Raw genomic sequence first — 19,573 nt, forward strand, 5'->3', positions numbered from 1 at the left:
AAGTAAAAAGAGTGCGGTTTTGATTTTGTTTACGATGTTTTTAACGACCAGCCATGGCGCATGCTGACCTTAAGCGGCGATTAAAAGAGATTTGCGGCCACAAGTAAGTACTGATGCAGCAACTGTAGAACTGGAAACGGCCTTTCACTTTCCTGGTCGTAGCCGTTCTTGAATTATCTGCGAAGAGAGGCCGAAAAGAGCGCGTTGTTAACGCAGTCGAAAGTTTGAGTGCAGACGTTGCTGATTGAAAAGAAAAACTTGAAGTTACTGATGACTGAAAAAAGAGTTTAAGCTCAAATTTCGCCATGGTTTATAACTTCTAAATATGGGGCACAAACAGGCAGGCTACAATGGCGAAGCCGCCTGCCTGTTTGTGTCCCAGCCCGCCTGCGGGCGACATGATTTTTTTGTTAGCTGGCATTGCTAACCGAAGAAAGAATTGCTGGTTACGATCCATTGTATTAAAAGTCCTTTTCTCTGGGCTTTTCTGCATCTGGGTTTGTGAACAGATAAAAAATAAAAACCAGCCACATTGCACCAAATACGCCAATAGCACTGACAACCAAACGGAAAACGATTTCTAAAGGTGTACCTACAACCTCTCTGGTTAGCATTGCATACAGAACCAAAAGCATAATTATCGAAGATGATATTACTGCATATTTAACAGCTCTTCTTGGTAAAGACTTTTGAGTCATGGTTACCTACTGACAGCTAACACCCCACATAAGGGGCAGTAATGCGTGGGCTAAAATCCGAGCGAAGCGACAGAGCCCACGCGTTACTGTCCCAGTGAGCCTGCGAGCGGCTTAATGTGATTGTTAGGTGCGCTTGCTACCATTAATTACTTGATAGAACAGGTTTGGTAACGTACCAATTTCTAACAATGCATCGATCATTGCTCTAAATAGCTCTTTTGTCGCTATATAGAAATTCTCTATAGAAGATTTGTATTTTAGTACGTTCAAATTTGAGATTATTTCAAATTGCTGCAATGCATCAGAATCTCGATGCGCAATAGTATTATGACGCAGCTCTGAAAATTGGCTTATTATGTTCTTCCTTGATTTTCGCACTTCTTTCAGACTATTGACTAATCTATTTTTACCCTGTGCAGAGATGCCAGTTACTTCATAAATATTCTTCATATTCTTGCCTGTAACTTTTCCCATATCCCATTCGTAAATAGTTAATAGCAATGCTCTCAGAGCTATATTTCTCTTTGTCTCATTGGGGTGAGCAAAAGCGTCTGGCTTTAAAGCCTGTATATCCCGTTCAGCCAGTAAGAAATACAAGCAAATATTAAAAAACTCTTTTGTTGCGGGGAATAGATTCCCATCTATCTTTTTAAGCTGAGTGACTGTAACACTGATAGTATTACCTATAGCCTCATCCGTAACCCGATATTCCTTTACTAACTTTCTATGAAGTCTCGATAGAAGTAAATTTTGAAGCCGCTTTCCATATCTTTTGTGGAGTTTATAGCGGAACCACCTTTCCTGGATTTTTCTATCTTTATCCCAAAACCTACTTGGCGGCATAAATACTCCGTTGCGCACCTAACACCCGCATAAAGGGCGCTAACACATGGGCTACAATTAGGAACGAAGTGACGCAGCCCATGTGTTAGCGTCCCAGCGAGCCTGCGAGCGATTTAATGCGTTTGTTATGTGTGTTTGTCTATAACAAAAGCAATAAAATCAGCGAAATGAGCGCAAGGGTATAAAGCAATTTTGCTAAAGACTGGTGTTGCCCTGAGCTTACTTTATTTGGCTTTCCCTTCCATTCAATGAACACTACTAGCCCTACAATTGGAGCAAAGAGGTAGCTTAACCCAATCAAAGGGTTGTTGGACGAAATATTTCTAGCAAGTTCTTGGCATTCTGAATTGCAGCCTGACGCTGTACCATAAGAATAAGCGGGCATTACAACTAAGAAAAAAATAACTGTTAAAAAAATCCGTTTAATTATTTGTCTACCTCAGAACACATAACACCCACATAAGGGGCAGTAACACGTGGGCTAAAATCCGAGCGAAGCGACAGAGCCCACGTGTTACTGTCCCAGGGAGCTTGCGACCGACTTAATGTGTTTGTTATGTGTTTTACTCAAATGATGCTCCAAGGGTTGAACCCAACAGACTGAATAGCGGGCGCTATGGTGTCTGCAAGAAACTCCCTTTCTTCAGTATCAAAATCAAGCCATGGAAGCTGATCAACTAACAATTGAATTTGTTCTTTCTTTTGCTCGCTAGTAAGGCCGTCATTGAGATGGATTTTCCTTAGCGAAATCAAAAACTCATTCGTTGTTTTTTCAAGAGAGATAATGACTGCGGTTGGAGATGGTATTAACCCGCGAGGCTCCCAAAGTTCCACTGAGTAATTGTTATTTTGAATTAATTTATCAATGACGCCGGTGTTGCGCTCCATTGCAATAACATCCCAAGAAAAAAGATAAAATACGACAATAAGACTCAATTTCATAGTGACACATAACACCCCACATAAGGGGCAGTAACACGTGGGCTAAAATCCGAGCGAAGCGACAGAGCCCACGTGTTACTGTCCCAGCGAGCCTGCGAACGACTTAATGTGTTTGTTATGTGGCGAAGCTAAAAACAACTCTGATTTTAGATAGTTTTAGCTCGGCGTAAGCTAGTTGGTTAAGTGATAATAACTGAATGCGACAGCCCAACAAACGACCGCAATACCAATTAACGCTATAAAGCCTTTCCGCGAGCCACTGGAAACCCTGTTACCACAGACTGGACATTTGAATATTGAATGTCTGCCTGACCCCCTGACTTCTAAAGGGCGAATCAAGCTTCCACATTTTTTACATTTCAAAGCTAATTCTAATCCACCGACACATAACACCCGCATAAAGGGCGATAACACATGGGCTAAAATTAGGAACGAAGTGACGCAGCCCATGTGTTAGCGTCCCAGCGAGCCTGCGAGCGTTTTAATGCGATTGTTATAAGCCGCCCCGCTCCCAAGCTAATACTGATTTCGCTACTGGTTTAAAACCCGCACGACAATAAAACTGCGAAGCTGAGTCTGTACTTAAAGTAAACTTGTTAACTGCAGCCAACTCAGGCGCATCAAGTAATGCCGTTAACAATGAACTACCAATTCCGGTATTTCGCAGACCATCTGAAATAAAGAAGTCCATAATGTATGCATGAGTACAATAGTCTGTTACTACCCTTGCAAATGCAACCTGACGTCCCTTTGAATGGGCTGCAATACAAAAAGAGTTTTGGATAGTGTTAACCACTGTTTCTAGAGAACGGCCTTTCGCCCAATACGACTCTTGAGACAAGAAACGATGAATGAACTCAACGTCGAGCTTCGTTTTATCAGAAGAGATTTCAATTTCCATAGCTCAGCTCTGGTTAAGGCTTATAACGCTAAGCTTTGGGGCGCTAGCACGTGGGCTAAAATCCGAACGAAGTGAGTCAGCCCACGTGTTAGCGTCCCAGCGACCGAAGGGAGTGCCAACAGCGTTTTGTTAGGCGTACAAAGGAAAGTACGCAGCTTTGCTGCCACCACTAGCCAAATAGGCCGCTTGTTTAAATTATTGAATTTAAGATAAAACAACCCTGTGCGAAATGCCAGATGTTAAGGACATTGCAGGATAAAAGAGCGAGTTTAGAAGGCTGGTGATGCAGAATGTTGGCGTTGCGGTGTTGATGAAAAGCACGTTGCTAAAGCCGTTGAAACTACCGAAAAAGTAAGCTGTAAAGACACCCTAGCGAAACAACCTTGATGCTGGAGTGTCACGGTTAAACCCACATTTTAATGCTGTAAGTAAATGACGCCTAACACCCAAATAAGGGGCACAAACATGGCGGCTATAATCGGAACGAAGTGACACAGCCGCCATGTTTGTGTCCCAGCGAGCGGAGCGAGTGACTTAATTTGATTGTTATGTGCGTGCTTACAAAACCCGCCTAGCAATCGTTAAAGTCAGCGCCTACAGTATTTGAACACCCCGAATCGCTACCTTCTAGTCCAGATTGTGTTGTTACAAATGCATCTTTGTTCCTAACTTTCTTTAAAGCCGCTTTTTTTCTGAAGCTGATAAAAATCAATAAGGTACTTGCCAATAATATTGCGCTGTTTAAATAGGCATTAAAGCCTGTGTATAAACCATACATTCCAATCGTAAGCAGAATTATTCCAAGAAAAAACTGTATCATTGTTTGTCATCCTTGAAGCATATAACGCCTAAATATGGGGCACAAACAGGCAGGCGATAATGGCGAAGCCGCCTGCCTGTTTGTGTCCCAGCCCGCTTGCGGGCGACATAATTTTTTTGTTATGTGGCACGTTTAAAATAACCTACACAGTAATACAAACTGACCAAAAACAAACTAAGAAGATAACCAAAAGCTACCCTTGGGTAAAGATTGTCCTGTACGCAATGTAGTTGCTGGCGTGGGTTTATTAGTTGAGCGCAGTCGATATTTGAGAAAATTGAAGAAGCTAAAAATAGACATGAAGCGAGCAAGGAAAAAACACAAAAGACTATGATTAACCAACGAATTTGACTAGCAAACCAATAGAATGCAAAAGCGACAGTAACTACCGGAACAGTGTCAGCTAATGCGGGTTTAGGATATTCATAAAAAGATATGCAACCTATGACAAAGAGCATTCCCGAAAACCCAATCCATGTACCCAGAAATTCAAAGTTTCTGTCGCCGTGAGAATTTTTGAGCTTGAGGCTTACCTTATATCTCTGCATGTTCCTTTGCCACATAACACCCACATAAGGGGCAGTAACACGTGGGCTAAAATCCGAGCGAAGCGACAGAGTCCACGTGTTACTGTCCCAGCGAAGCGCCTTAATGTGTTTGTTATGTTCGTTGACCACTCTTCGCCGGCTAACCCCACAATAACGAATTTTGGTTTGTGAGAATTAGCGGTGATTTATCAGAAGCCGATATTACGTATATATCATCCTGTTTTACAATCTCAAGTAATTCTGGATACTCAGCAGTTTTAACCCACTTGCCACAACCTATTACTGCCATAGGTTCATTATCTCCGATAAGCGATTCTTTTATTCGCTTTTCATTTTTATCGTAAATATTACTGACTCGAAAACCATGCTTTTCAAGAAAGTTTTTAATGTTAGGCCAGTAACTTTCGTACTCAGACTTACTTAAGAGCTGTTCGCTATGTGTATCAACTGTCTTTTTTATTAAAACCTCAGGGCTCGAATTTATAATGAATATCGGATTCATATCGACTTCTAGCAAAAAGTTGGCACTTTGTATCTCCTTTTTCAATATACTCCAGTCAGCTTCATTTTTTATTACATCATCTTTTCCAAACCTATTCGTCTCATAAACTATAGATTCATAATAGCAGCAATTATTTTGAGTTAGAGGAGAGAGCAGTTCCTTGGTGAGTTTTGTTCGACCATATACATGTACTGTGTTTGCATCTTTTAAGCTTGAGTAATTCTGTCTTTTAATATTTTTAAATCGCTGGGCTAGCTTTCGTTCGTTTGAGAAAAAATGAAGAAATATAAATAAGAAAGCCAGTCCAATGATTAGATAAATAAGAATATCCATGTTTCCTCAACGAATATAACGCCCAAATAAGGGGCGCAGACATGTGGGCGAAAATGGCGAAGCCGCCCACATGTTTGCGTCCCAGTGCGCGCCAGCGCACGACTTAATTTGTTTGTTATAAATGATTTGTGGATAAAGCTGCAAGTAAAAAGGGTGCGGTTTTGATTTTGTTTGCGATGTTTTTAACGACCAGCCATGGCGCATGCTGAGCGTAAGCGGCGATTAAAAGAGATTTGCGGCCACAAGTAAGTACTGATGCAGCAACTGTAGAACTGGAAACGGCCTTTCACTTTCCTGGTCGTAGCCGTTCTTGAATTACCTGCGAAGAGAGGCCGAAAAGAGCGCGTTGTTTACGCAGTAGAATGTATGAGTGCAGGCGCAGCTGATTGAACAGCAAAACGAGAAGTTACTGACGGCTTAAAAAAGAGTTTAAGCCCAAATTGCGCCATGGTTTATAACTTCCAAATAAGGGGCGCGGACATGTGGGTGAAAATGGCGAAGCCGCCCACATGTTTGCGTCCCAGCCCGCGCAGCGGGCGACTTAATTTGTTTGTTATAAATGATTTGTGGATAAAGCTGCAAGTAAAAAGGGTGCGGTTTTGATTTTGTTTGCGATGTTTTTAACGACCAGCCATGGCGCATGCTGAGCTTAAGCGGCGATTAAAAGAGATTTGCGGCCACAATTAAGTACTGATGCAGCAACTGTAGAACTGGAAACAACCTTTCACGTACTTGGTCGTAGCCGTTCTTGAATTATCTGCGAAGAGAGGCCGAAAAGAGCGCGTTGTTTACGCAGTAAAATGTTCGAGTATTGCCGCTGTGAATTGAAAAGCAAGACGAGAAGTTACCGACGAATTAGAAATAAGTTTAAGCCCAGATTACGCCATGGTTTATAACGCCCAAATAAGGGGCGCGGACATGTGGGCGAGAATGGCGAAGCCGCCCACATGTTTGCGTCCCAGTGCGCGCTAGCGCACGACTTAATTTGTTTGTTATAAATGATTTGTGGATAAAGCTGCAAGTAAAAAGGGTGCGGTTTTGATTTTGTTTGCGATGTTTTTAACGACCGGCCATGGCGCATGCTGAGCTTAAGCGGCGATAAAAAGAGATTTGCGGCCGCAAGTAAGCACTGATGCAGCAACTGTAGAACAGGAAACAGCCTTTCACTTTCCTGGTCGTAGCCGTTCTTGAATTATCTGCGAAGAGAGGCCGAAAAGAGCGTGTTGTTTACGCAGTAGAATGTTTGAGAATTGATGCCGTAAATTGAAAAGTAAAACGTGAATCTACTGACTACTGAAAAAAGGGTTTAAGCCCAAATTGCGCCATGGTTTATAACGCCCAAATAAGGGGCGCGGACATGTGGGCGAGAATGGCGAAGCCGCCCACATGTTTGCGTCCCAGCCCGCGTAGCGGGCGAACTTAATTTGTTTGTTATAAATGATTTACCGATAAAGCTGCAAGTAAAAAGAGTGTGGTTTTAGTTTTTGCTGATGAAGTTTTTAAAAACCAGCCATGGCGCATGCTGAGCTTAAGCGGCGATAAAAAGAGATTTGTGGCCCCAAGTAAGCACTGATGCAGCAACTGTAGAACTGGAAACAGCCTTTCACTTTCCTGGTCGTAGCCGTTCTTGCATTGTCCGCGAAGAAAGGCCGAAAAGAATGGGTTGTTTACGCAGTGAAATGTTCAAGTACTAGTGCTGTGAATTGAAAAGCAAGACGAGAAGTTACCGACGAATTAGAAATGAGTTTAAGCCCAAATTGCGCCATGGTTTATAACGCCCCGCTTAGGGGCAATGACACGTGGGCTAAAATTGGAGCGCAGCGACTGAGCCCACGTGTTATTGTCCCAGGGAGCTTGCGACCGACTACAGCGGTTTGTTAGGTTTGTGGTTAAACATCCTAGTCCTCAGGATACTCTGATAAATATAACTCTAAACCTAAACGAAGCATGATTTCCATGGATTTAATTGACACTTTCCCACCGCCACCGAAAGCATCTTCTCTAGGACAGAAACCAATATCTGCTGAATATTCACCTGGCGCTAAATTCTGATTTTCTTGTAACCAAATATCAAATGCTTTCATCTGATCTGGTAGACGCCAGTTGTCTGGTAAAAGCCAAGCGACATCTGTGCTTTTACCATTGTCATCTTTGTTTAAATGATCAGATATTTTAATAGGCATAATTGAAAACCTAACTTTTAAATAAGGGGCGCAGGCATGTGGGCTAAAATCCGAACGAAGTGAGCAGCCCACATGTTTGCGTCCCAGCCCGCGCAGCGGGCGAACTTGATTTTTTTGTTATGTCTCATTGGTAAAAAACTTCCTTGAATATGCTAGGAGCACAATAGTCATTTAAGCTGACCACTACGAAGTGCTTTCTCACAAGCCCAGCATCTATTTCATACCATGCCTTTGTTTGGTTATCTTCTTCATACAAGTCTAGAGGGAAGATGAATGTTGGTTCTTCAAGGCTGTCTGATAACAGCCATACTGAATAAGAACTTTGACCTTCAATGCTCTCTGGCAATTTAATAGTTACAGAGAAATTTGAATCTCTAAGGGTTGTATCAATAGCAAAGTCTTCGACATGTTTGGAATTGAACTGTTCGCGCATTTCATCTGTTACTATGCAGGATGAGGCAAGACAGCCAAAATTGACTAATAGAAGTAATAAAAAAATTAACCGCATTTATCAATTCCTTCTGAGACATAACGCCCTGCTTAGGGGCGGAAACACATGGGCTAAAATTTAGGAGCGAAGCGACGCAGCCCATGTGTTTGCGTCCCAGCGAGCCTGCGAGCGACTACAGCAGATTGTTAGGTAACCTACCGCCAAAAGCCAAACCGAGCGACACCTATGAGGTTAACTTCTATAACCCACAACTTGTGCTGGGAAATAAAAAGAGAAAAACGATCTTCTTTTAATCCTAATAGGTTCGCACTGACAAACTGCCAATCATGTATAGCAGATTTAGACCACGATTTGTCAGTAACAATAACTGATTCGCTAGATTTGATTGGTAAATTTGAAACCCAATTTTTGAGCAATGAATTGTTTTCAATGTGAATCCACTCGCTATTGCCCGTTTCTTGCTGCCATTCGACTTCATGAAGAGATGGCTCAATAATTTTTCTCAGGTCTCTGAGTCTAAAATTACTGCTCGTGAGATCAAGCATGACAGTTACCTAACACCCCACTTAGGGGCACAAATACGCAGGCTATAATACAGAGCGAAGCGATGGGAGCCTGCGTGTTTGTGTCCCAACGAGCGCCAGCGAGTGACTACAGTGGTTTGTTATATCTTGATTTGCTGCCGAACAGAGACAAGGATTTTCCCTAATTTATTTAGACCTGTACCGTTTTTACCAATGCCCCAATAGTAATCACCTGGAGCGTTCTCAACTATATCCTGATCTTCTGTCGATAAAAGTAATTCAGCTAATTTGGGGTGAGTTTTGAATTTTTTCAAAACAGCGCTGAACATTATTTCATCTTTTACTTTCTCCCAGTCTTCTCGAATGGGAACTTTTCTGCTCCGCCCTAATTCAGCGGCTTGCTTGGATGAGTGGGCAGTTCTAATTTGTTCTTGATATTCCTTGTCTTCGAATTTCTGCGCCTGAAAGTAATGTTCTACTGTCGGCCACCACAATCCATCTACTTCTATCCCATGTTTTGAGAAGTTAGAGAAATCACCGTAAGCGTCAGTTTTTGTATAAAAAAAGATAGTCATAATTAATTACGGATATAACACCCAAATAAGGGGCGCAAACGTGGCGGCTATAATCGGAACGAAGTGACACAGCCGCCATGTTTGTGTCCCAGCGAGCGGAGCGAGTGACTTAATTTGATTGTTATGTGGCTAAGGCAAAACAACCTTGATTTAATATAATTATCGCTCGGATCGAGTTAGTTCTTTAAGTGATAATAACTGAATGCGACACTCCAGCAAACGACCACAATGGCAAGTAATGCGATTAAGCCTCCGCGCCTGCTGCCAGAAACACTATTACCACAAACTGGACATTTGAACCTTGAATGATTGCCCGGCACGGGTATTTCTACGGGACGAATCAAACTGTCGCATTTTTTACATTTCAAAGCTAATTCTTATCCCCGACACATAACACCCAAATAAGGGGCGGAAACACGTGGGCTAAAATCCCGAGCGAAGCGAGTCAGCCCACGTGTTTGCGTCCCAGCGAGCGGAGCGAGTGACTTAATTTGTTTGTTATGTGCGCGCATTTCACAACCTTGTCGAAAGTTGGGAAGAACTAATTGATTGCGCTTACTTTCGATTTGCGAATAGGCTAAATAAAGCATAAGACACAAGGCCAAAACATGCTGTAGCCACTACAGCAGAAGGTACAGCCATAAGCAATGAGCCATTTTTGAATCCATAGAGTGCCATAACACTGCTTATGACAAACAAAGAAAATTCGATGAGGAATGACTCCCAAGCAAGCTTATAATTCGAATTTAATGGTCTAGCAAAAAAATTAACTTTATAACCCAAATCAAACTCCTTTTTACAGTTCACCGCTTAATATTAGCAGATCAGTAATGGTTCGACCTTGAAGCACATAACGCCCAAATAAGGGGCGCGGACATGTGGGCGAGAATGGCGAAGCCGCCCACATGTTTGCGTCCCAGTGCGCGCTAGCGCACGACTTAATTTGTTTGTTATAAATGATTTGTGGATAAAGCTGCAAGTAAAAAGGGTGCGGTTTTGTTTTTGTTTGCGATGTTTTTAACGACCGGCCATGGCGCATGCTGAGCTTAAGCGGCGATAAAAAGAGATTTGCGGCCGCAAGTAAGCACTGATGCAGCAACTGTAGAACAGGAAACAGCCTTTCACTTTCCTGGTCGTAGCCGTTCTTGAATTATCTGCGAAGAGAGGCCGAAAAGAGCGTGTTGTTTACGCAGTAGAATGTTTGAGAATTGATGCCGTAAATTGAAAAGTAAAACGTGAATCTACTGACTACTGAAAAAAGGGTTTAAGCCCAAATTGCGCCATGGTTTATAACTTCCAAATATGGGGCGCAAACACGTGTGCAATAATGGCGAAGCCGCGCACGTGTTTGTGTCCCAACGAGCGACAGCGAGTGCCATAATTTGTTTGTTAGCTGCCATTGTCAAATTGAAAAGTGATAGCGTATACGCTAGCATATAATCTATGAGTAAAGTAGTTATTGACACCAGTGTACTTATTAGCGCCCTGATTGGCAAAACAGGGCCAGCCCGAGAAGTGATAAGGCAATGCTTGTTGGGGGATTTAAAGCCACTGATTAGCACGACCTTATTCTTGGAGTACGAAGCAGTAAGCAAGCGAGACAAAATTAAAGAGTTGTGCCCGCTTACCGAGGACGAAGTGAGCGAGTTGCTAGCAGCATTTTTTAGTGTTTGCGAATGGGTGCAGATACATTATTTGTGGCGGCCAAATTTAAAAGATGAAGGCGATAATTTTCTTATAGAGCTTGCAGTGGCAGGAAATGCCGAGGGCATTATTACGAATAACCTAAAAGACCTGAGAAATGCGGAATTACAATTTGATGGTTTGAAAGTGTTAGCGCCTGAAGATTATCTGAGAGGAGTTTAATATGTCCACTTTAACGGTACGTTTACCAGACGATAAGCATAATCGATTGAAGGCTTTGGCGGCGCATAAAAAGTTGAGCTTAAATAAATTGATAGAAGAATTGTCTACGCAAGCGATAGCTGAATTTGATACTGAGGTAAGATTTAAGGCGATTGCTGCTACTGGAGACAAAAACAAAGGTTTGGAACTTCTAGATAAGCTTGATTCACACTTTGGCAGCTAACACCCACATAAGGGGCAGTAACACGTGGGCTAAAATCCGAGCGAAGCGACAGAGCCCACGTGTTACTGTCCCAGCGAGTTTGCGAGCGGCTTAATGTGTTTGTTAGCTACGTTACAACCAAGCCAACGAACTAACCAAAGAGTAACAGTATATGCAGAAACACATAGTCCCTACACCAACGACAGCCGCCCCTAATTTAAGATTAGACTTGTAAAGCACAGTAAATGCATAGATACAAACACCAAAGTAAATGATTGTAACGATTACAGCCCCCAAATTGACATTTTCATCATAACGGGTCAATGGGATATTTATTCCGGTTATTGATTCAACATAATGTGCAATAAGCAAGGTCAAAAACCAACCTATAGTTGGAAAGAATATGCTTATAGCAACAAAAGGAAATGTAACTATGGGTATTTGAATATACCAGCGATGTATTTTCATTTTTAGTAGCTAACGCCCCGCTTAGGGGCAAATACTTGCTGGCTATAATACCAAGCGAAGCGCCGGGAGCCAGCGAGTATTTGTCCCAGCGAACGCAGTGAGCGAACTACAGCGGATTGTTATGTGACCCTGCCAAAACACTAACTTTTGTCATGGCCTAAGTCCATGTGCGCGATGATATATCCGTACTGTTTGTCGGTGAGTTGTCCTTGTTTATGTAACGATTTTGCTAAATCGAAGCTCCAGTGCATACCTTTTGGCGCTTCTGGAATTGATAAGTCTAAACTGACCAATTCTTTTCGGACTACGGTATTACCATTTTCTTCAGCCTGTTTAGCACAATGACTTAAAATGTACTCTACTGCATATTTATCTACGCTTGGTTCCCAAGTGTATTCCACTTCACAGGCATACTTTGTTTCTCCTTCAGGAGTCACATATTCCAAACGACCAGTCGTGCAACCAGCAAGCAACAAAAGAAAAAGAGATAAATTTAAAAACTTCATGTTATTTAAATTCTCCTTGGGCACATAACACCCGCATAACGGGAAAAAATACGTAGGCTACAATACTAAGCGAAGCGCAAGGAGCCTACGTGTTTTTGTCCCAAGGAGCGCCAGCGACTGAGTTAATGCGTTTGTTAGTTGCCGTAAATTCAATAAGCGTGCTAACATTTGTGTGTACATTTCATAAGGAGTTTACCATGGATACCCGTATTCAGTTTAGAGTAGATGAAGAAACTAAACGGCTAGCTCAGATAATGGCCGAAAGCCAAGGACGCACTTTAAGTGACGCTTGTAGAGAGCTTACGGAAGAGCTCGCTGAACAGCAACGAAAAATAATTACTCATGATCAGTGGCTTACTGAAGAGGTTAATGCTGCGTTCAGTAAATTAGAGAGTGGGCAAAGCAAGTTTGTCAGTCATGAAGAAGCGAACTTGGACATGGAAGCTCGAAAAATGAAAATTAGGAATAAAGCCAAAAAATGATCTTATGGGAAAAAAGTTCGTTGGACGATCGTGAGGCTATTTTCGAGTTTTTATACGAATTTAACCCATTAGCAGCAGAAAAAACTGATGATATAATTGAGAAGAAAGTTGAAAACCTGAACCAGCAACCTCGTATGGGAGTGGAGAGAGAGGGTATACCGGGAAGACTGTTAATAATTCCAGAGGTTTCAATGATTGTTTCATATTTCATAAAAGACGACATTATTCACATTCTTCGAGTTTTACACCAAAAGCAAAAATTTCCTGTAGGCAACTAACGCCCCAAGAAGGGGCAATAACACGTGGCTAAAATACGGAACGAGGTGACGGGAGCCCACGTGTTATTGTCCCGCTTACTTGGTTTGTTAGAAGCGTTCTTAGTCGAAGCGCCACACTGGAAACGCGAAATCTATACCGAGATCCTCGTATGTGTCTATTAAATGGTTTAGTTTTACTATATCTATGTTTGGCGGAGCATCTATGGCAAATAGATTGTATTGTTTTAAGCCTTCGTAGGTACAACCAATAGAAATCAGCTCTCCGAAGAACGCATTCAAGTCCAAATCAATATTGTTCAAAAGAGAAATTACCGAATGTCCTGACTCCTTTAAGATCTCGAATTCGAATATGTGTTCATTTACAGGATCAGGAGAAGCACTAAATATATCGTCATTAGCCAAGCCCTCTATAAAAAAGGGGACATTTTTTAACTTGTAGTGGTCACCAATCCGTTCACACCAAATACTCTCAGTTCCAACAGGCGGCCATCCGTCTTCAATATCAAGAGCGAATAAAACCTTTTCCATGTATTTATTCCTATAAGCTTCTAACACCCCACTAAGGGGCGATAACACATGGGCTAAAATTAGGAACGAAGTGACGCAGCCCATGTGTTAGCGTCCCAGCGAGCGAAGCGAGAGCCTTGAGTGGTTTGTTATAAGCCATTAGTTACCACTTTCTGACCGCAGTGGATACAAACAATTGAACCAGAGAACCAATGTAAGACAACTCTATCCCAACTACCACTAGAAGCTGGATGTGGTTCTTTAAAACCTTTTACAGTTAAACACTTATTGCAATGAGGGCAACGGTTAAAAAATGCCAAAACTACATGGACTAAGACTGCACCAATAAATGCAATGAACAAATAAACTAAATGGTGAGCGCTAGTTTCAGGATCAGAAAACATTTTTTCATAAGCCAATAATAAAAAGAAAACCACCAAAAGTACCCATGCTGTGAATACGCTCAATACATCAAGTTTTCCGATTATCGATTTCATTGCCAAAATTCCAGTGGCTTATAACTTTTAAATAAGGGGCGCAGGCACGTAGGGCATAATGGCGAAGCCGCCCTGCGTGTTTGCGTCCCAGCCCGCGCAGCGGGCGAGCTTGATTTTTTTGTTATACACAAGGCTACTCCTTGATAAGTTTAAGCACTTCACTGTTTTCGGAGTCGAAGACTGATAGCGATGTGCCATTTAACTTGATTGTAACGAATACATATTTCTCTTTGTAGCCATTGTACATTTCCCCAAACCACTCAGTTTCTGTTGATTGCACAATATTTTTGATGATTGTGAGGCCAGAGTTTTGTTTATGAATTTGGTGCTCTTTGACACTTGCTACACCAGTTTTTAAATTGAATTCGATTAGAGCTGGTTTTGTTGCATGTTTCCAAACGCCTTCTATTGTTGATGAAGCAAATGCACTTATCGTTACTAAACAAGTGCCTATGAAAGCAGAAAATAGAAGAGACGTTTTGGTTTTATTCACTTTAATCTTCCTGATTTTGCGCATTGTGTATAACACCTAAATATGGGGCACAAACAGGCAGGCTATAATGGCGAAGCCGCCTGCGTGTTTGTGTCCCAGCCCGCTCTAGCGGGCGACATAATTTTTTTGTTAGGTGACATTCCTTAAACATCACCTTTGGGTAAGACAACAAGTAAAAAAGTAGCCACAGGCCCTAGAAAAAGAGAGATTAGAAACCAAATTAGGCCCCTACGGCATTTGGACTGTGCTAAACCTGCATTGATCAGAGCCAGTGTTCCCCACCCGACAAAATACTGGCTGCTATTTGCAATTCCTTCTGACATTACTATTTCCTTGTGAATTGAAACTGTTTGAAAATATAAAGTTAAAGCCACATGACACTATGTTGAGAATCAGTGGCACATAACACCCCACTAAGGGGCGCTAACACATGGGCTAAAATTAGGAACGAAGTGACGCAGCCCATGTGTTAGCGTCCCAGCGAGCGAAGCGAGTGTTAATGCGTTTGTTATGTGCCGCTACGAAATTACCTTAAGCTCAATTTGAGCTCCATTTGGTAACGTTTCTATTTGCCTTGCTACATCTCCGGAAAAAGTAAGTTGCTCAATTTGAGGGACTGATACGATATTAGCGACGCAGTATTCTCCGCCCAACACCCCTGGAATTGTTAGGTGATATTTGTAACCTGATTTTAGTTCACCTAATTTTACCTTTGCATCGTTTACCAGATTTGCCATCACCCAGTCTTCAATGAACTCTGGGTCTGCGAGTACTTCATCGAGTGCACTTCGATCATGCGCGATTAACGAGCAATAGCTATCTTCTGGGCATAAGCGCCAATATTTTCCAGCAGAATCTCTAATTATCAAATTTCCAAATTCATTTTCTGCAACTACTTTTACGGGATCTATGCCAACCCAGCCCCAAGCAGATTTAATTGCATCAATAATTTTCAAGCTACCACCTTAGGCACATAACACCCAAATAAGGGGCACAAACATGGCGGCTAAAATCGGAACGAAGTGACACAGCCGCCATGTTTGTGTCCCAGCGAGCGAAGCGAGTGACTTAATTTGTTTGTTAGCTGTCTTTTCCCAAACGACCACTTTGCCTTCGAAGCTGCCGTGCCATTGCCTGAGTAGTTGGGTACTTGGGCAAAATCAGCCACAAAACAATATACAAAATAACTGGCAAGGCAAAGAAAAATGAAAATACAAGAAACGCTATTCGAAGCCCCGTTTTACGGAACCCATAATATTGAGAAAGTCCTGAGCATACGCCTGCGATAATGCCGTGCTCTCCCCGCGTGAGAACCGGCAAGTCCCTTTGTTGCATAAAACCTCCTGTTTCATGAAGAAATAAAAAAACAATGTGACTTGTTAAATAAGCTCACAGACTACAAGGCACAAATGACAGCTAACACCCACATAAGGGGCAGTAATATGTGGGCTAAAATAGGAGCGCAGCGACAGAGCCCACGTGTTACTGTCCCAGCGAAGCGACTTAATGTGTTTGTTATACGCTTTTACCCACATCCCAGCCGTCAAAATATGAACTGTAAGTGTCTGCTAACTCATTAAAGGCGATGCATCGTCGGTAAAGTTTATCAGCTCCAAGTATTTCAGTTTTTGTGACCTGTAAAACCCATTCAAAGTTTCCATTTAGATGAATATTTTCGATTGTGTATTTATACTCTTTTAACTCTGAAAATATCCCCTCTAGGTGTTCCTTCTCAGAGCTGAGGAAAAAGAATCCCCACTTCAAGTCATTTAAAGTATCCCAACCATTTGAATCCATCTTGGCGAAAATGTCATTGATTGTATTAAAATCTGGAATCATAACCGTCCTGAAGCGTATAACGCCTCGGTAAGCGGCGCCAAAGCGGGAGTGCAGTTTTTGTATTAAAATTGCGTAGCAATTGCAAAAACGAAACGAAGCTTTGAGCGTCCGGCTTGACCGAATTGTTAAATTTTTACCATTCAATCTCTATTTGAGTGCCCACTTTTACCAATTTCATAAATTCATCCATTTCAGCGTTCGTTAACGCGATACAACCATTTGTCCAGTTAAATCTTTGAGTTGCAAACGATAGCCAGCCAAACCAATTTCTTTGACCATGAACCATAATGAAACCTCCAGGAGAAACTCCACGTTTTTTGGCGCTCTCGATATCCTTTGAATTTGGATAGCTTATATGCATAGCTTCGTAAAAAGACGAATCCTCTTTTTTGTAATCTAGAGTATACGTACCTTCCGGAGTTTTCTCATCACCCTCCTGTTGCTTATGGCCTTTAGGATTAGCACCAAAAGCAACATGGTATTGCTTAACCACGTTTCCTTCTTCTATAAGGTACATTTTATTCTCAGACTTATTGACCTTAACGAGATCGATCCCAGCTACAGATGATCCAGATACTAGTATGAAAAGTAGCACGTAATATTTCATAGAATTTAACAATTTAATGTACGGAAAAAATCCTTTATGCAAGGTGGATAAAGTCCGTATATCACTTTGAGAATTGTTCTACTTTCGCATGTAAATTCACTTTCTTCAATATCCTACACTTAGTGTCTGAAAATGCTGTACTTAAGTACGGAATCTTTCCTTTTTATTTTACGATTAGAATAAAAACAGTAATGCTGTATTCATTTACAGTTTCGAAGTTAAAAAATGAAATCAATGTTCATGCAAATGGTTGTCGAGCATATGCGAAGTCGTCGCTATGCTAAACGTACAATTGAGTTATATACTAAATGGATTATTAGCTTTATTCGCTTCAACAACAATAGGCACCCATCTGAAATGGGGGATGAAGAGGTTGAGGCATTTTTGTCTCACCTGGTTAACGTTAAAGATGTCGCTCCCGCTACGCAAGCGAGTGCGCTTAACGCATTGGCTTTCCTGTATCGCGACATACTGGAAATTCCTTTATCGTTAGAGCTCAACTTTGTTGCAAGTCGAAGGCAAGCTAAGCTTCCGGTTGTATTAACGCAGGAAGAGGTCGTTTCTCTTTTTGAGCAAATCCCTGCCAACCTTAAATTGCCCATATCTTTGTTATACGGCAGCGGACTAAGACTAATGGAAGCGGTTAGGCTACGAGTCAAAGACATTGACTTCGATTACAACGCTATTCGCATTTGGGACGGGAAAGGTGGTAAGCATCGTATTGTAACTTTGGCTGCAGAATTGAAGCCTGGACTTACCCGGCAAATAGCTATGGTTGAAAACTTTTTGGCGGCTGATTTAGAGAACCCGAAATATGCAGGTGTTTATTTACCTCACAGATTGCGAGAGAAGTATAAAAGTGCACCGAGGGAATTAGGATGGCATTATTTATTTCCCTCTCCACGTTTGTCTGTCGATCCTGAAAACAAAAAAGTGAGACGGCATCATATTGATGAGTCGAGTATTCAAAAAGCGATACGAAATACGGCTAAAGCTTGCGGGATAAAAAAGAAAGTCACGCCTCATACACTTCGCCATTCTTTTGCAACACACTTGCTGCAAGCAGGTGCTGATATTAGAACTGTGCAAACACAGTTAGGGCATTCGGACGTAAAAACCACGCAAATCTATACCCATGTGCTTCAGCAAGGTGCGCAAGGCGTGGTAAGTCCTCTATCCAGGGTGTTAAAGTAGTAATCGAAACGGCGATTTGATCTCTGTGTTACGTTTTTAAACCGCATGCAATAGTCATTATTTTAACCAAAGCCAACAAAAAAGGGCCCGTAGGCCCTTTCAAATTTATTGATTCAAGTGCTTAGTCAAACGCTTATACACGCTCAAATACGGTAGCGATACCTTGGCCTAAACCAATACACATTGTCGCTAAGCCTAGGCTTACGTCTTGTGATTCCATTAGGTTGATAAGCGTACCTGAGATACGTGAACCAGAACAACCAAGTGGGTGACCAAGTGCAATCGCACCACCGTTAAGGTTAATTTTAGTATCTAGGTGGTCCATCCAACCTAGTTGCTTAATGCACGAAAGTGCCTGAGCCGCGAACGCTTCGTTAAACTCAGCAAGTTCAATGTCGTCCATAGTAAGGCCAGCGCGCTTAAGGGCTTTTTGTGTTGCTGGCACTGGGCCGTAACCCATAATTGCTGCATCACATCCAGCCACTGCCATCGAGCGAATTTTCGCACGTGGTGTTAGGCCAAGCTCTTTCGCACGGTCTGCCGACATCACAAGCATTGCTGATGCGCCGTCAGATAGCGCAGAAGATGTCCCTGCAGTAACTGTACCGTTTACTGGGTCAAACACAGGGCGAAGCGCGGCCATGCTCTCAGTAGTGCTCTCTGGGCGTACTACTTCATCGTAGTCAATTAGCTTTAACACGCCGTTCGCATCGTGGCCTTCAACAGGCACAATCTCGTTAGCCCAACGGCCTTCAAGGTGTGCTTTGTGTGCTAGCTGATGCGAACGCGCGCCAAATGCGTCTTGTTGCTCACGAGTAATGCCGTTTTGACGACCAAGTAATTCGGCAGTCATACCCATCATGCCCGACGCTTTCGCGGTGTATTTAGCAAGACCTGGGTGGAAGTCGATGTTGTAGTTCATCGGTACGTGACCCATGTGCTCAACACCACCAATCATGTAAATGTCACCACGGCCGCTCATGATGCCGCTTGTTGCATCGTGAAGGGCTTGCATTGATGAACCACATAAACGGTTAACCGTTACCGCGCCTGTAGTGCGTGGAATTTTTGTGAGTAGTTGCGCGTTACGTGCAACGTTGAAGCCTTGTTCTTTAGTTTGCTGAACACAGCCCCAAATGATGTCTTCAATTTCCGCTGGGTCTACGCCAGGATTACGCTCTAGTAGCGCGGTCATTAGCGCAGCAGATAGGTCTTCTGCGCGCACATTTCTGAAAACACCGTTTTTTGAACGACCCATTGGGGTACGTACGCAATCGATTACGACCACTTCTTTCATTAGTTTGTCCTCCGGGT

At 42.4% G+C, this 19,573-nt stretch carries 25 protein-coding genes; 5 read left to right on the forward strand and 20 right to left on the reverse strand.

Annotation, left to right across the window (positions count from 1 at the left end):
• Nucleotides 1-461 precede the first annotated feature (461 nt).
• From ACXACM_RS06990 to ACXACM_RS07035, 10 genes are all read right to left on the reverse strand, one after another.
• Nucleotides 462-698 (reverse strand): hypothetical protein, encoded by a 237-nt coding sequence (locus tag ACXACM_RS06990; protein WP_474820699.1) that lies wholly within the window; start codon nucleotides 696-698, stop codon nucleotides 462-464.
• Between the two features lie 123 nt (nucleotides 699-821).
• The gene (locus tag ACXACM_RS06995) at nucleotides 822-1,541 is read right to left on the reverse strand and encodes a hypothetical protein (RefSeq protein WP_474820700.1); all 720 of its coding nucleotides are present in this window, start codon (nucleotides 1,539-1,541) and stop codon (nucleotides 822-824) included.
• 567 nt (nucleotides 1,542-2,108) lie between these two features.
• Complete coding sequence (locus tag ACXACM_RS07000; protein ID WP_239247973.1) at nucleotides 2,109-2,483, reverse strand: hypothetical protein; 375 nt, start codon at nucleotides 2,481-2,483, stop codon at nucleotides 2,109-2,111.
• Between the two features lie 493 nt (nucleotides 2,484-2,976).
• Entirely contained in the window at nucleotides 2,977-3,384 is a 408-nt protein-coding gene (locus ACXACM_RS07005; protein ID WP_474820702.1) for a GNAT family N-acetyltransferase, read from the reverse strand.
• A 571-nt stretch (nucleotides 3,385-3,955) separates the two neighbouring features.
• On the reverse strand, nucleotides 3,956-4,204 hold the full coding sequence (locus ACXACM_RS07010) for a hypothetical protein (protein ID WP_474820704.1): 249 nt from the start codon (nucleotides 4,202-4,204) through the stop codon (nucleotides 3,956-3,958).
• Between the two features lie 687 nt (nucleotides 4,205-4,891).
• Nucleotides 4,892-5,587, reverse strand: coding sequence for a hypothetical protein (locus ACXACM_RS07015; RefSeq protein ID WP_474820705.1), 696 nt, complete (start codon nucleotides 5,585-5,587; stop codon nucleotides 4,892-4,894).
• Nucleotides 5,588-7,485: 1,898 nt separating this feature from the next.
• Nucleotides 7,486-7,770 carry a hypothetical protein gene (locus ACXACM_RS07020; RefSeq protein WP_474820707.1) on the reverse strand — a complete coding sequence of 95 codons (285 nt, stop codon included), beginning with the start codon at nucleotides 7,768-7,770 and terminating at the stop codon, nucleotides 7,486-7,488.
• A gap of 124 nt (nucleotides 7,771-7,894) precedes the next feature.
• Nucleotides 7,895-8,278 (reverse strand): hypothetical protein, encoded by a 384-nt coding sequence (locus tag ACXACM_RS07025; protein WP_474820708.1) that lies wholly within the window; start codon nucleotides 8,276-8,278, stop codon nucleotides 7,895-7,897.
• A gap of 137 nt (nucleotides 8,279-8,415) precedes the next feature.
• On the reverse strand, nucleotides 8,416-8,766 hold the full coding sequence (locus ACXACM_RS07030) for a hypothetical protein (RefSeq protein ID WP_474820709.1): 351 nt from the start codon (nucleotides 8,764-8,766) through the stop codon (nucleotides 8,416-8,418).
• A gap of 119 nt (nucleotides 8,767-8,885) precedes the next feature.
• Nucleotides 8,886-9,320, reverse strand: a complete 435-nt coding sequence (locus ACXACM_RS07035; protein WP_474820710.1) for an NADAR family protein — start codon at nucleotides 9,318-9,320, stop codon at nucleotides 8,886-8,888.
• Between the two features lie 1,443 nt (nucleotides 9,321-10,763).
• Between ACXACM_RS07035 and ACXACM_RS07040 the strand changes: the two genes are divergently transcribed.
• Nucleotides 10,764-11,186 carry a putative toxin-antitoxin system toxin component, PIN family gene (locus ACXACM_RS07040; protein ID WP_474820624.1) on the forward strand — a complete coding sequence of 141 codons (423 nt, stop codon included), beginning with the start codon at nucleotides 10,764-10,766 and terminating at the stop codon, nucleotides 11,184-11,186.
• A gap of 1 nt (nucleotide 11,187) precedes the next feature.
• A complete protein-coding gene (locus ACXACM_RS07045; RefSeq protein WP_013785563.1) occupies nucleotides 11,188-11,409 on the forward strand; it encodes a toxin-antitoxin system HicB family antitoxin in 222 nt (73 codons plus the stop codon).
• A 587-nt stretch (nucleotides 11,410-11,996) separates the two neighbouring features.
• Here the strand turns inward: ACXACM_RS07045 and ACXACM_RS07050 are convergent.
• Nucleotides 11,997-12,362, reverse strand: a complete 366-nt coding sequence (locus ACXACM_RS07050) for a hypothetical protein (protein ID WP_474820712.1) — start codon at nucleotides 12,360-12,362, stop codon at nucleotides 11,997-11,999.
• 197 nt (nucleotides 12,363-12,559) lie between these two features.
• On the opposite strand from ACXACM_RS07050, the gene ACXACM_RS07055 reads away from it, so the two are divergent.
• Both ACXACM_RS07055 and ACXACM_RS07060 read left to right on the forward strand, forming a co-directional pair.
• Entirely contained in the window at nucleotides 12,560-12,844 is a 285-nt protein-coding gene (locus tag ACXACM_RS07055) for a type II toxin-antitoxin system TacA family antitoxin (RefSeq protein WP_013783738.1), read from the forward strand.
• Nucleotides 12,841-13,122, forward strand: a complete 282-nt coding sequence (locus ACXACM_RS07060) for a type II toxin-antitoxin system RelE/ParE family toxin (RefSeq protein ID WP_474820641.1) — start codon at nucleotides 12,841-12,843, stop codon at nucleotides 13,120-13,122. The genes ACXACM_RS07055 and ACXACM_RS07060 overlap by 4 nt, the downstream gene beginning before the upstream one ends.
• 99 nt (nucleotides 13,123-13,221) lie before the next feature.
• Here ACXACM_RS07060 and ACXACM_RS07065 read toward each other — a convergent pair whose 3' ends face one another.
• From ACXACM_RS07065 to ACXACM_RS07100, 8 genes are all read right to left on the reverse strand, one after another.
• The gene (locus tag ACXACM_RS07065; RefSeq protein WP_474820713.1) at nucleotides 13,222-13,650 is read right to left on the reverse strand and encodes a DUF4265 domain-containing protein; all 429 of its coding nucleotides are present in this window, start codon (nucleotides 13,648-13,650) and stop codon (nucleotides 13,222-13,224) included.
• A gap of 128 nt (nucleotides 13,651-13,778) precedes the next feature.
• The gene (locus tag ACXACM_RS07070; protein ID WP_474820715.1) at nucleotides 13,779-14,126 is read right to left on the reverse strand and encodes a hypothetical protein; all 348 of its coding nucleotides are present in this window, start codon (nucleotides 14,124-14,126) and stop codon (nucleotides 13,779-13,781) included.
• A 133-nt stretch (nucleotides 14,127-14,259) separates the two neighbouring features.
• On the reverse strand, nucleotides 14,260-14,619 hold the full coding sequence (locus ACXACM_RS07075; protein WP_474820716.1) for a DUF2147 domain-containing protein: 360 nt from the start codon (nucleotides 14,617-14,619) through the stop codon (nucleotides 14,260-14,262).
• Between the two features lie 143 nt (nucleotides 14,620-14,762).
• The gene (locus tag ACXACM_RS07080; RefSeq protein WP_474820717.1) at nucleotides 14,763-14,942 is read right to left on the reverse strand and encodes an antitermination protein NusB; all 180 of its coding nucleotides are present in this window, start codon (nucleotides 14,940-14,942) and stop codon (nucleotides 14,763-14,765) included.
• A 195-nt stretch (nucleotides 14,943-15,137) separates the two neighbouring features.
• The gene (locus tag ACXACM_RS07085; RefSeq protein WP_474820694.1) at nucleotides 15,138-15,575 is read right to left on the reverse strand and encodes a T6SS immunity protein Tdi1 domain-containing protein; all 438 of its coding nucleotides are present in this window, start codon (nucleotides 15,573-15,575) and stop codon (nucleotides 15,138-15,140) included.
• A gap of 124 nt (nucleotides 15,576-15,699) precedes the next feature.
• Nucleotides 15,700-15,954 carry a PspC domain-containing protein gene (locus ACXACM_RS07090; RefSeq protein ID WP_474820653.1) on the reverse strand — a complete coding sequence of 85 codons (255 nt, stop codon included), beginning with the start codon at nucleotides 15,952-15,954 and terminating at the stop codon, nucleotides 15,700-15,702.
• Between the two features lie 180 nt (nucleotides 15,955-16,134).
• Nucleotides 16,135-16,458 (reverse strand): ribonuclease E inhibitor RraB, encoded by a 324-nt coding sequence (locus ACXACM_RS07095; RefSeq protein ID WP_474820719.1) that lies wholly within the window; start codon nucleotides 16,456-16,458, stop codon nucleotides 16,135-16,137.
• 133 nt (nucleotides 16,459-16,591) lie between these two features.
• Complete coding sequence (locus ACXACM_RS07100) at nucleotides 16,592-17,065, reverse strand: L,D-transpeptidase family protein (RefSeq protein ID WP_474820720.1); 474 nt, start codon at nucleotides 17,063-17,065, stop codon at nucleotides 16,592-16,594.
• Nucleotides 17,066-17,290: 225 nt separating this feature from the next.
• Here ACXACM_RS07100 and ACXACM_RS07105 point away from each other — a divergent pair, with 225 nt between their 5' ends.
• On the forward strand, nucleotides 17,291-18,259 hold the full coding sequence (locus ACXACM_RS07105; protein WP_474820721.1) for an integron integrase: 969 nt from the start codon (nucleotides 17,291-17,293) through the stop codon (nucleotides 18,257-18,259).
• Nucleotides 18,260-18,392: 133 nt separating this feature from the next.
• Here the strand turns inward: ACXACM_RS07105 and fadA are convergent, their stop codons facing one another.
• Nucleotides 18,393-19,556, reverse strand: coding sequence for an acetyl-CoA C-acyltransferase FadA (gene fadA, locus ACXACM_RS07110; RefSeq protein ID WP_474820723.1), 1,164 nt, complete (start codon nucleotides 19,554-19,556; stop codon nucleotides 18,393-18,395).
• Between the last annotated feature and the right edge of the window lie 17 nt (nucleotides 19,557-19,573).

It is taken from the genome of Alteromonas sp. AWQ4_252 (assembly GCF_056158205.1).

Coding starts and splice junctions, on each gene's coding strand:
- ACXACM_RS06990 (WP_474820699.1), bottom strand. CDS start 698: ATGACTCAAAAGTCTTTACCAAGAAGAGCTGTTAAATATGCAGTAATA.
- ACXACM_RS06995 (WP_474820700.1), bottom strand. CDS start 1,541: ATGCCGCCAAGTAGGTTTTGGGATAAAGATAGAAAAATCCAGGAAAGG.
- ACXACM_RS07000 (WP_239247973.1), bottom strand. CDS start 2,483: ATGAAATTGAGTCTTATTGTCGTATTTTATCTTTTTTCTTGGGATGTT.
- ACXACM_RS07005 (WP_474820702.1), bottom strand. CDS start 3,384: ATGGAAATTGAAATCTCTTCTGATAAAACGAAGCTCGACGTTGAGTTC.
- ACXACM_RS07010 (WP_474820704.1), bottom strand. CDS start 4,204: ATGATACAGTTTTTTCTTGGAATAATTCTGCTTACGATTGGAATGTAT.
- ACXACM_RS07015 (WP_474820705.1), bottom strand. CDS start 5,587: ATGGATATTCTTATTTATCTAATCATTGGACTGGCTTTCTTATTTATA.
- ACXACM_RS07020 (WP_474820707.1), bottom strand. CDS start 7,770: ATGCCTATTAAAATATCTGATCATTTAAACAAAGATGACAATGGTAAA.
- ACXACM_RS07025 (WP_474820708.1), bottom strand. CDS start 8,278: ATGCGGTTAATTTTTTTATTACTTCTATTAGTCAATTTTGGCTGTCTT.
- ACXACM_RS07030 (WP_474820709.1), bottom strand. CDS start 8,766: ATGCTTGATCTCACGAGCAGTAATTTTAGACTCAGAGACCTGAGAAAA.
- ACXACM_RS07035 (WP_474820710.1), bottom strand. CDS start 9,320: ATGACTATCTTTTTTTATACAAAAACTGACGCTTACGGTGATTTCTCT.
- ACXACM_RS07040 (WP_474820624.1), top strand. CDS start 10,764: ATGAGTAAAGTAGTTATTGACACCAGTGTACTTATTAGCGCCCTGATT.
- ACXACM_RS07045 (WP_013785563.1), top strand. CDS start 11,188: ATGTCCACTTTAACGGTACGTTTACCAGACGATAAGCATAATCGATTG.
- ACXACM_RS07050 (WP_474820712.1), bottom strand. CDS start 12,362: ATGAAGTTTTTAAATTTATCTCTTTTTCTTTTGTTGCTTGCTGGTTGC.
- ACXACM_RS07055 (WP_013783738.1), top strand. CDS start 12,560: ATGGATACCCGTATTCAGTTTAGAGTAGATGAAGAAACTAAACGGCTA.
- ACXACM_RS07060 (WP_474820641.1), top strand. CDS start 12,841: ATGATCTTATGGGAAAAAAGTTCGTTGGACGATCGTGAGGCTATTTTC.
- ACXACM_RS07065 (WP_474820713.1), bottom strand. CDS start 13,650: ATGGAAAAGGTTTTATTCGCTCTTGATATTGAAGACGGATGGCCGCCT.
- ACXACM_RS07070 (WP_474820715.1), bottom strand. CDS start 14,126: ATGAAATCGATAATCGGAAAACTTGATGTATTGAGCGTATTCACAGCA.
- ACXACM_RS07080 (WP_474820717.1), bottom strand. CDS start 14,942: ATGTCAGAAGGAATTGCAAATAGCAGCCAGTATTTTGTCGGGTGGGGA.
- ACXACM_RS07090 (WP_474820653.1), bottom strand. CDS start 15,954: ATGCAACAAAGGGACTTGCCGGTTCTCACGCGGGGAGAGCACGGCATT.
- ACXACM_RS07095 (WP_474820719.1), bottom strand. CDS start 16,458: ATGATTCCAGATTTTAATACAATCAATGACATTTTCGCCAAGATGGAT.
- ACXACM_RS07100 (WP_474820720.1), bottom strand. CDS start 17,065: ATGAAATATTACGTGCTACTTTTCATACTAGTATCTGGATCATCTGTA.
- ACXACM_RS07105 (WP_474820721.1), top strand. CDS start 17,291: ATGAAATCAATGTTCATGCAAATGGTTGTCGAGCATATGCGAAGTCGT.
- fadA (WP_474820723.1), bottom strand. CDS start 19,556: ATGAAAGAAGTGGTCGTAATCGATTGCGTACGTACCCCAATGGGTCGT.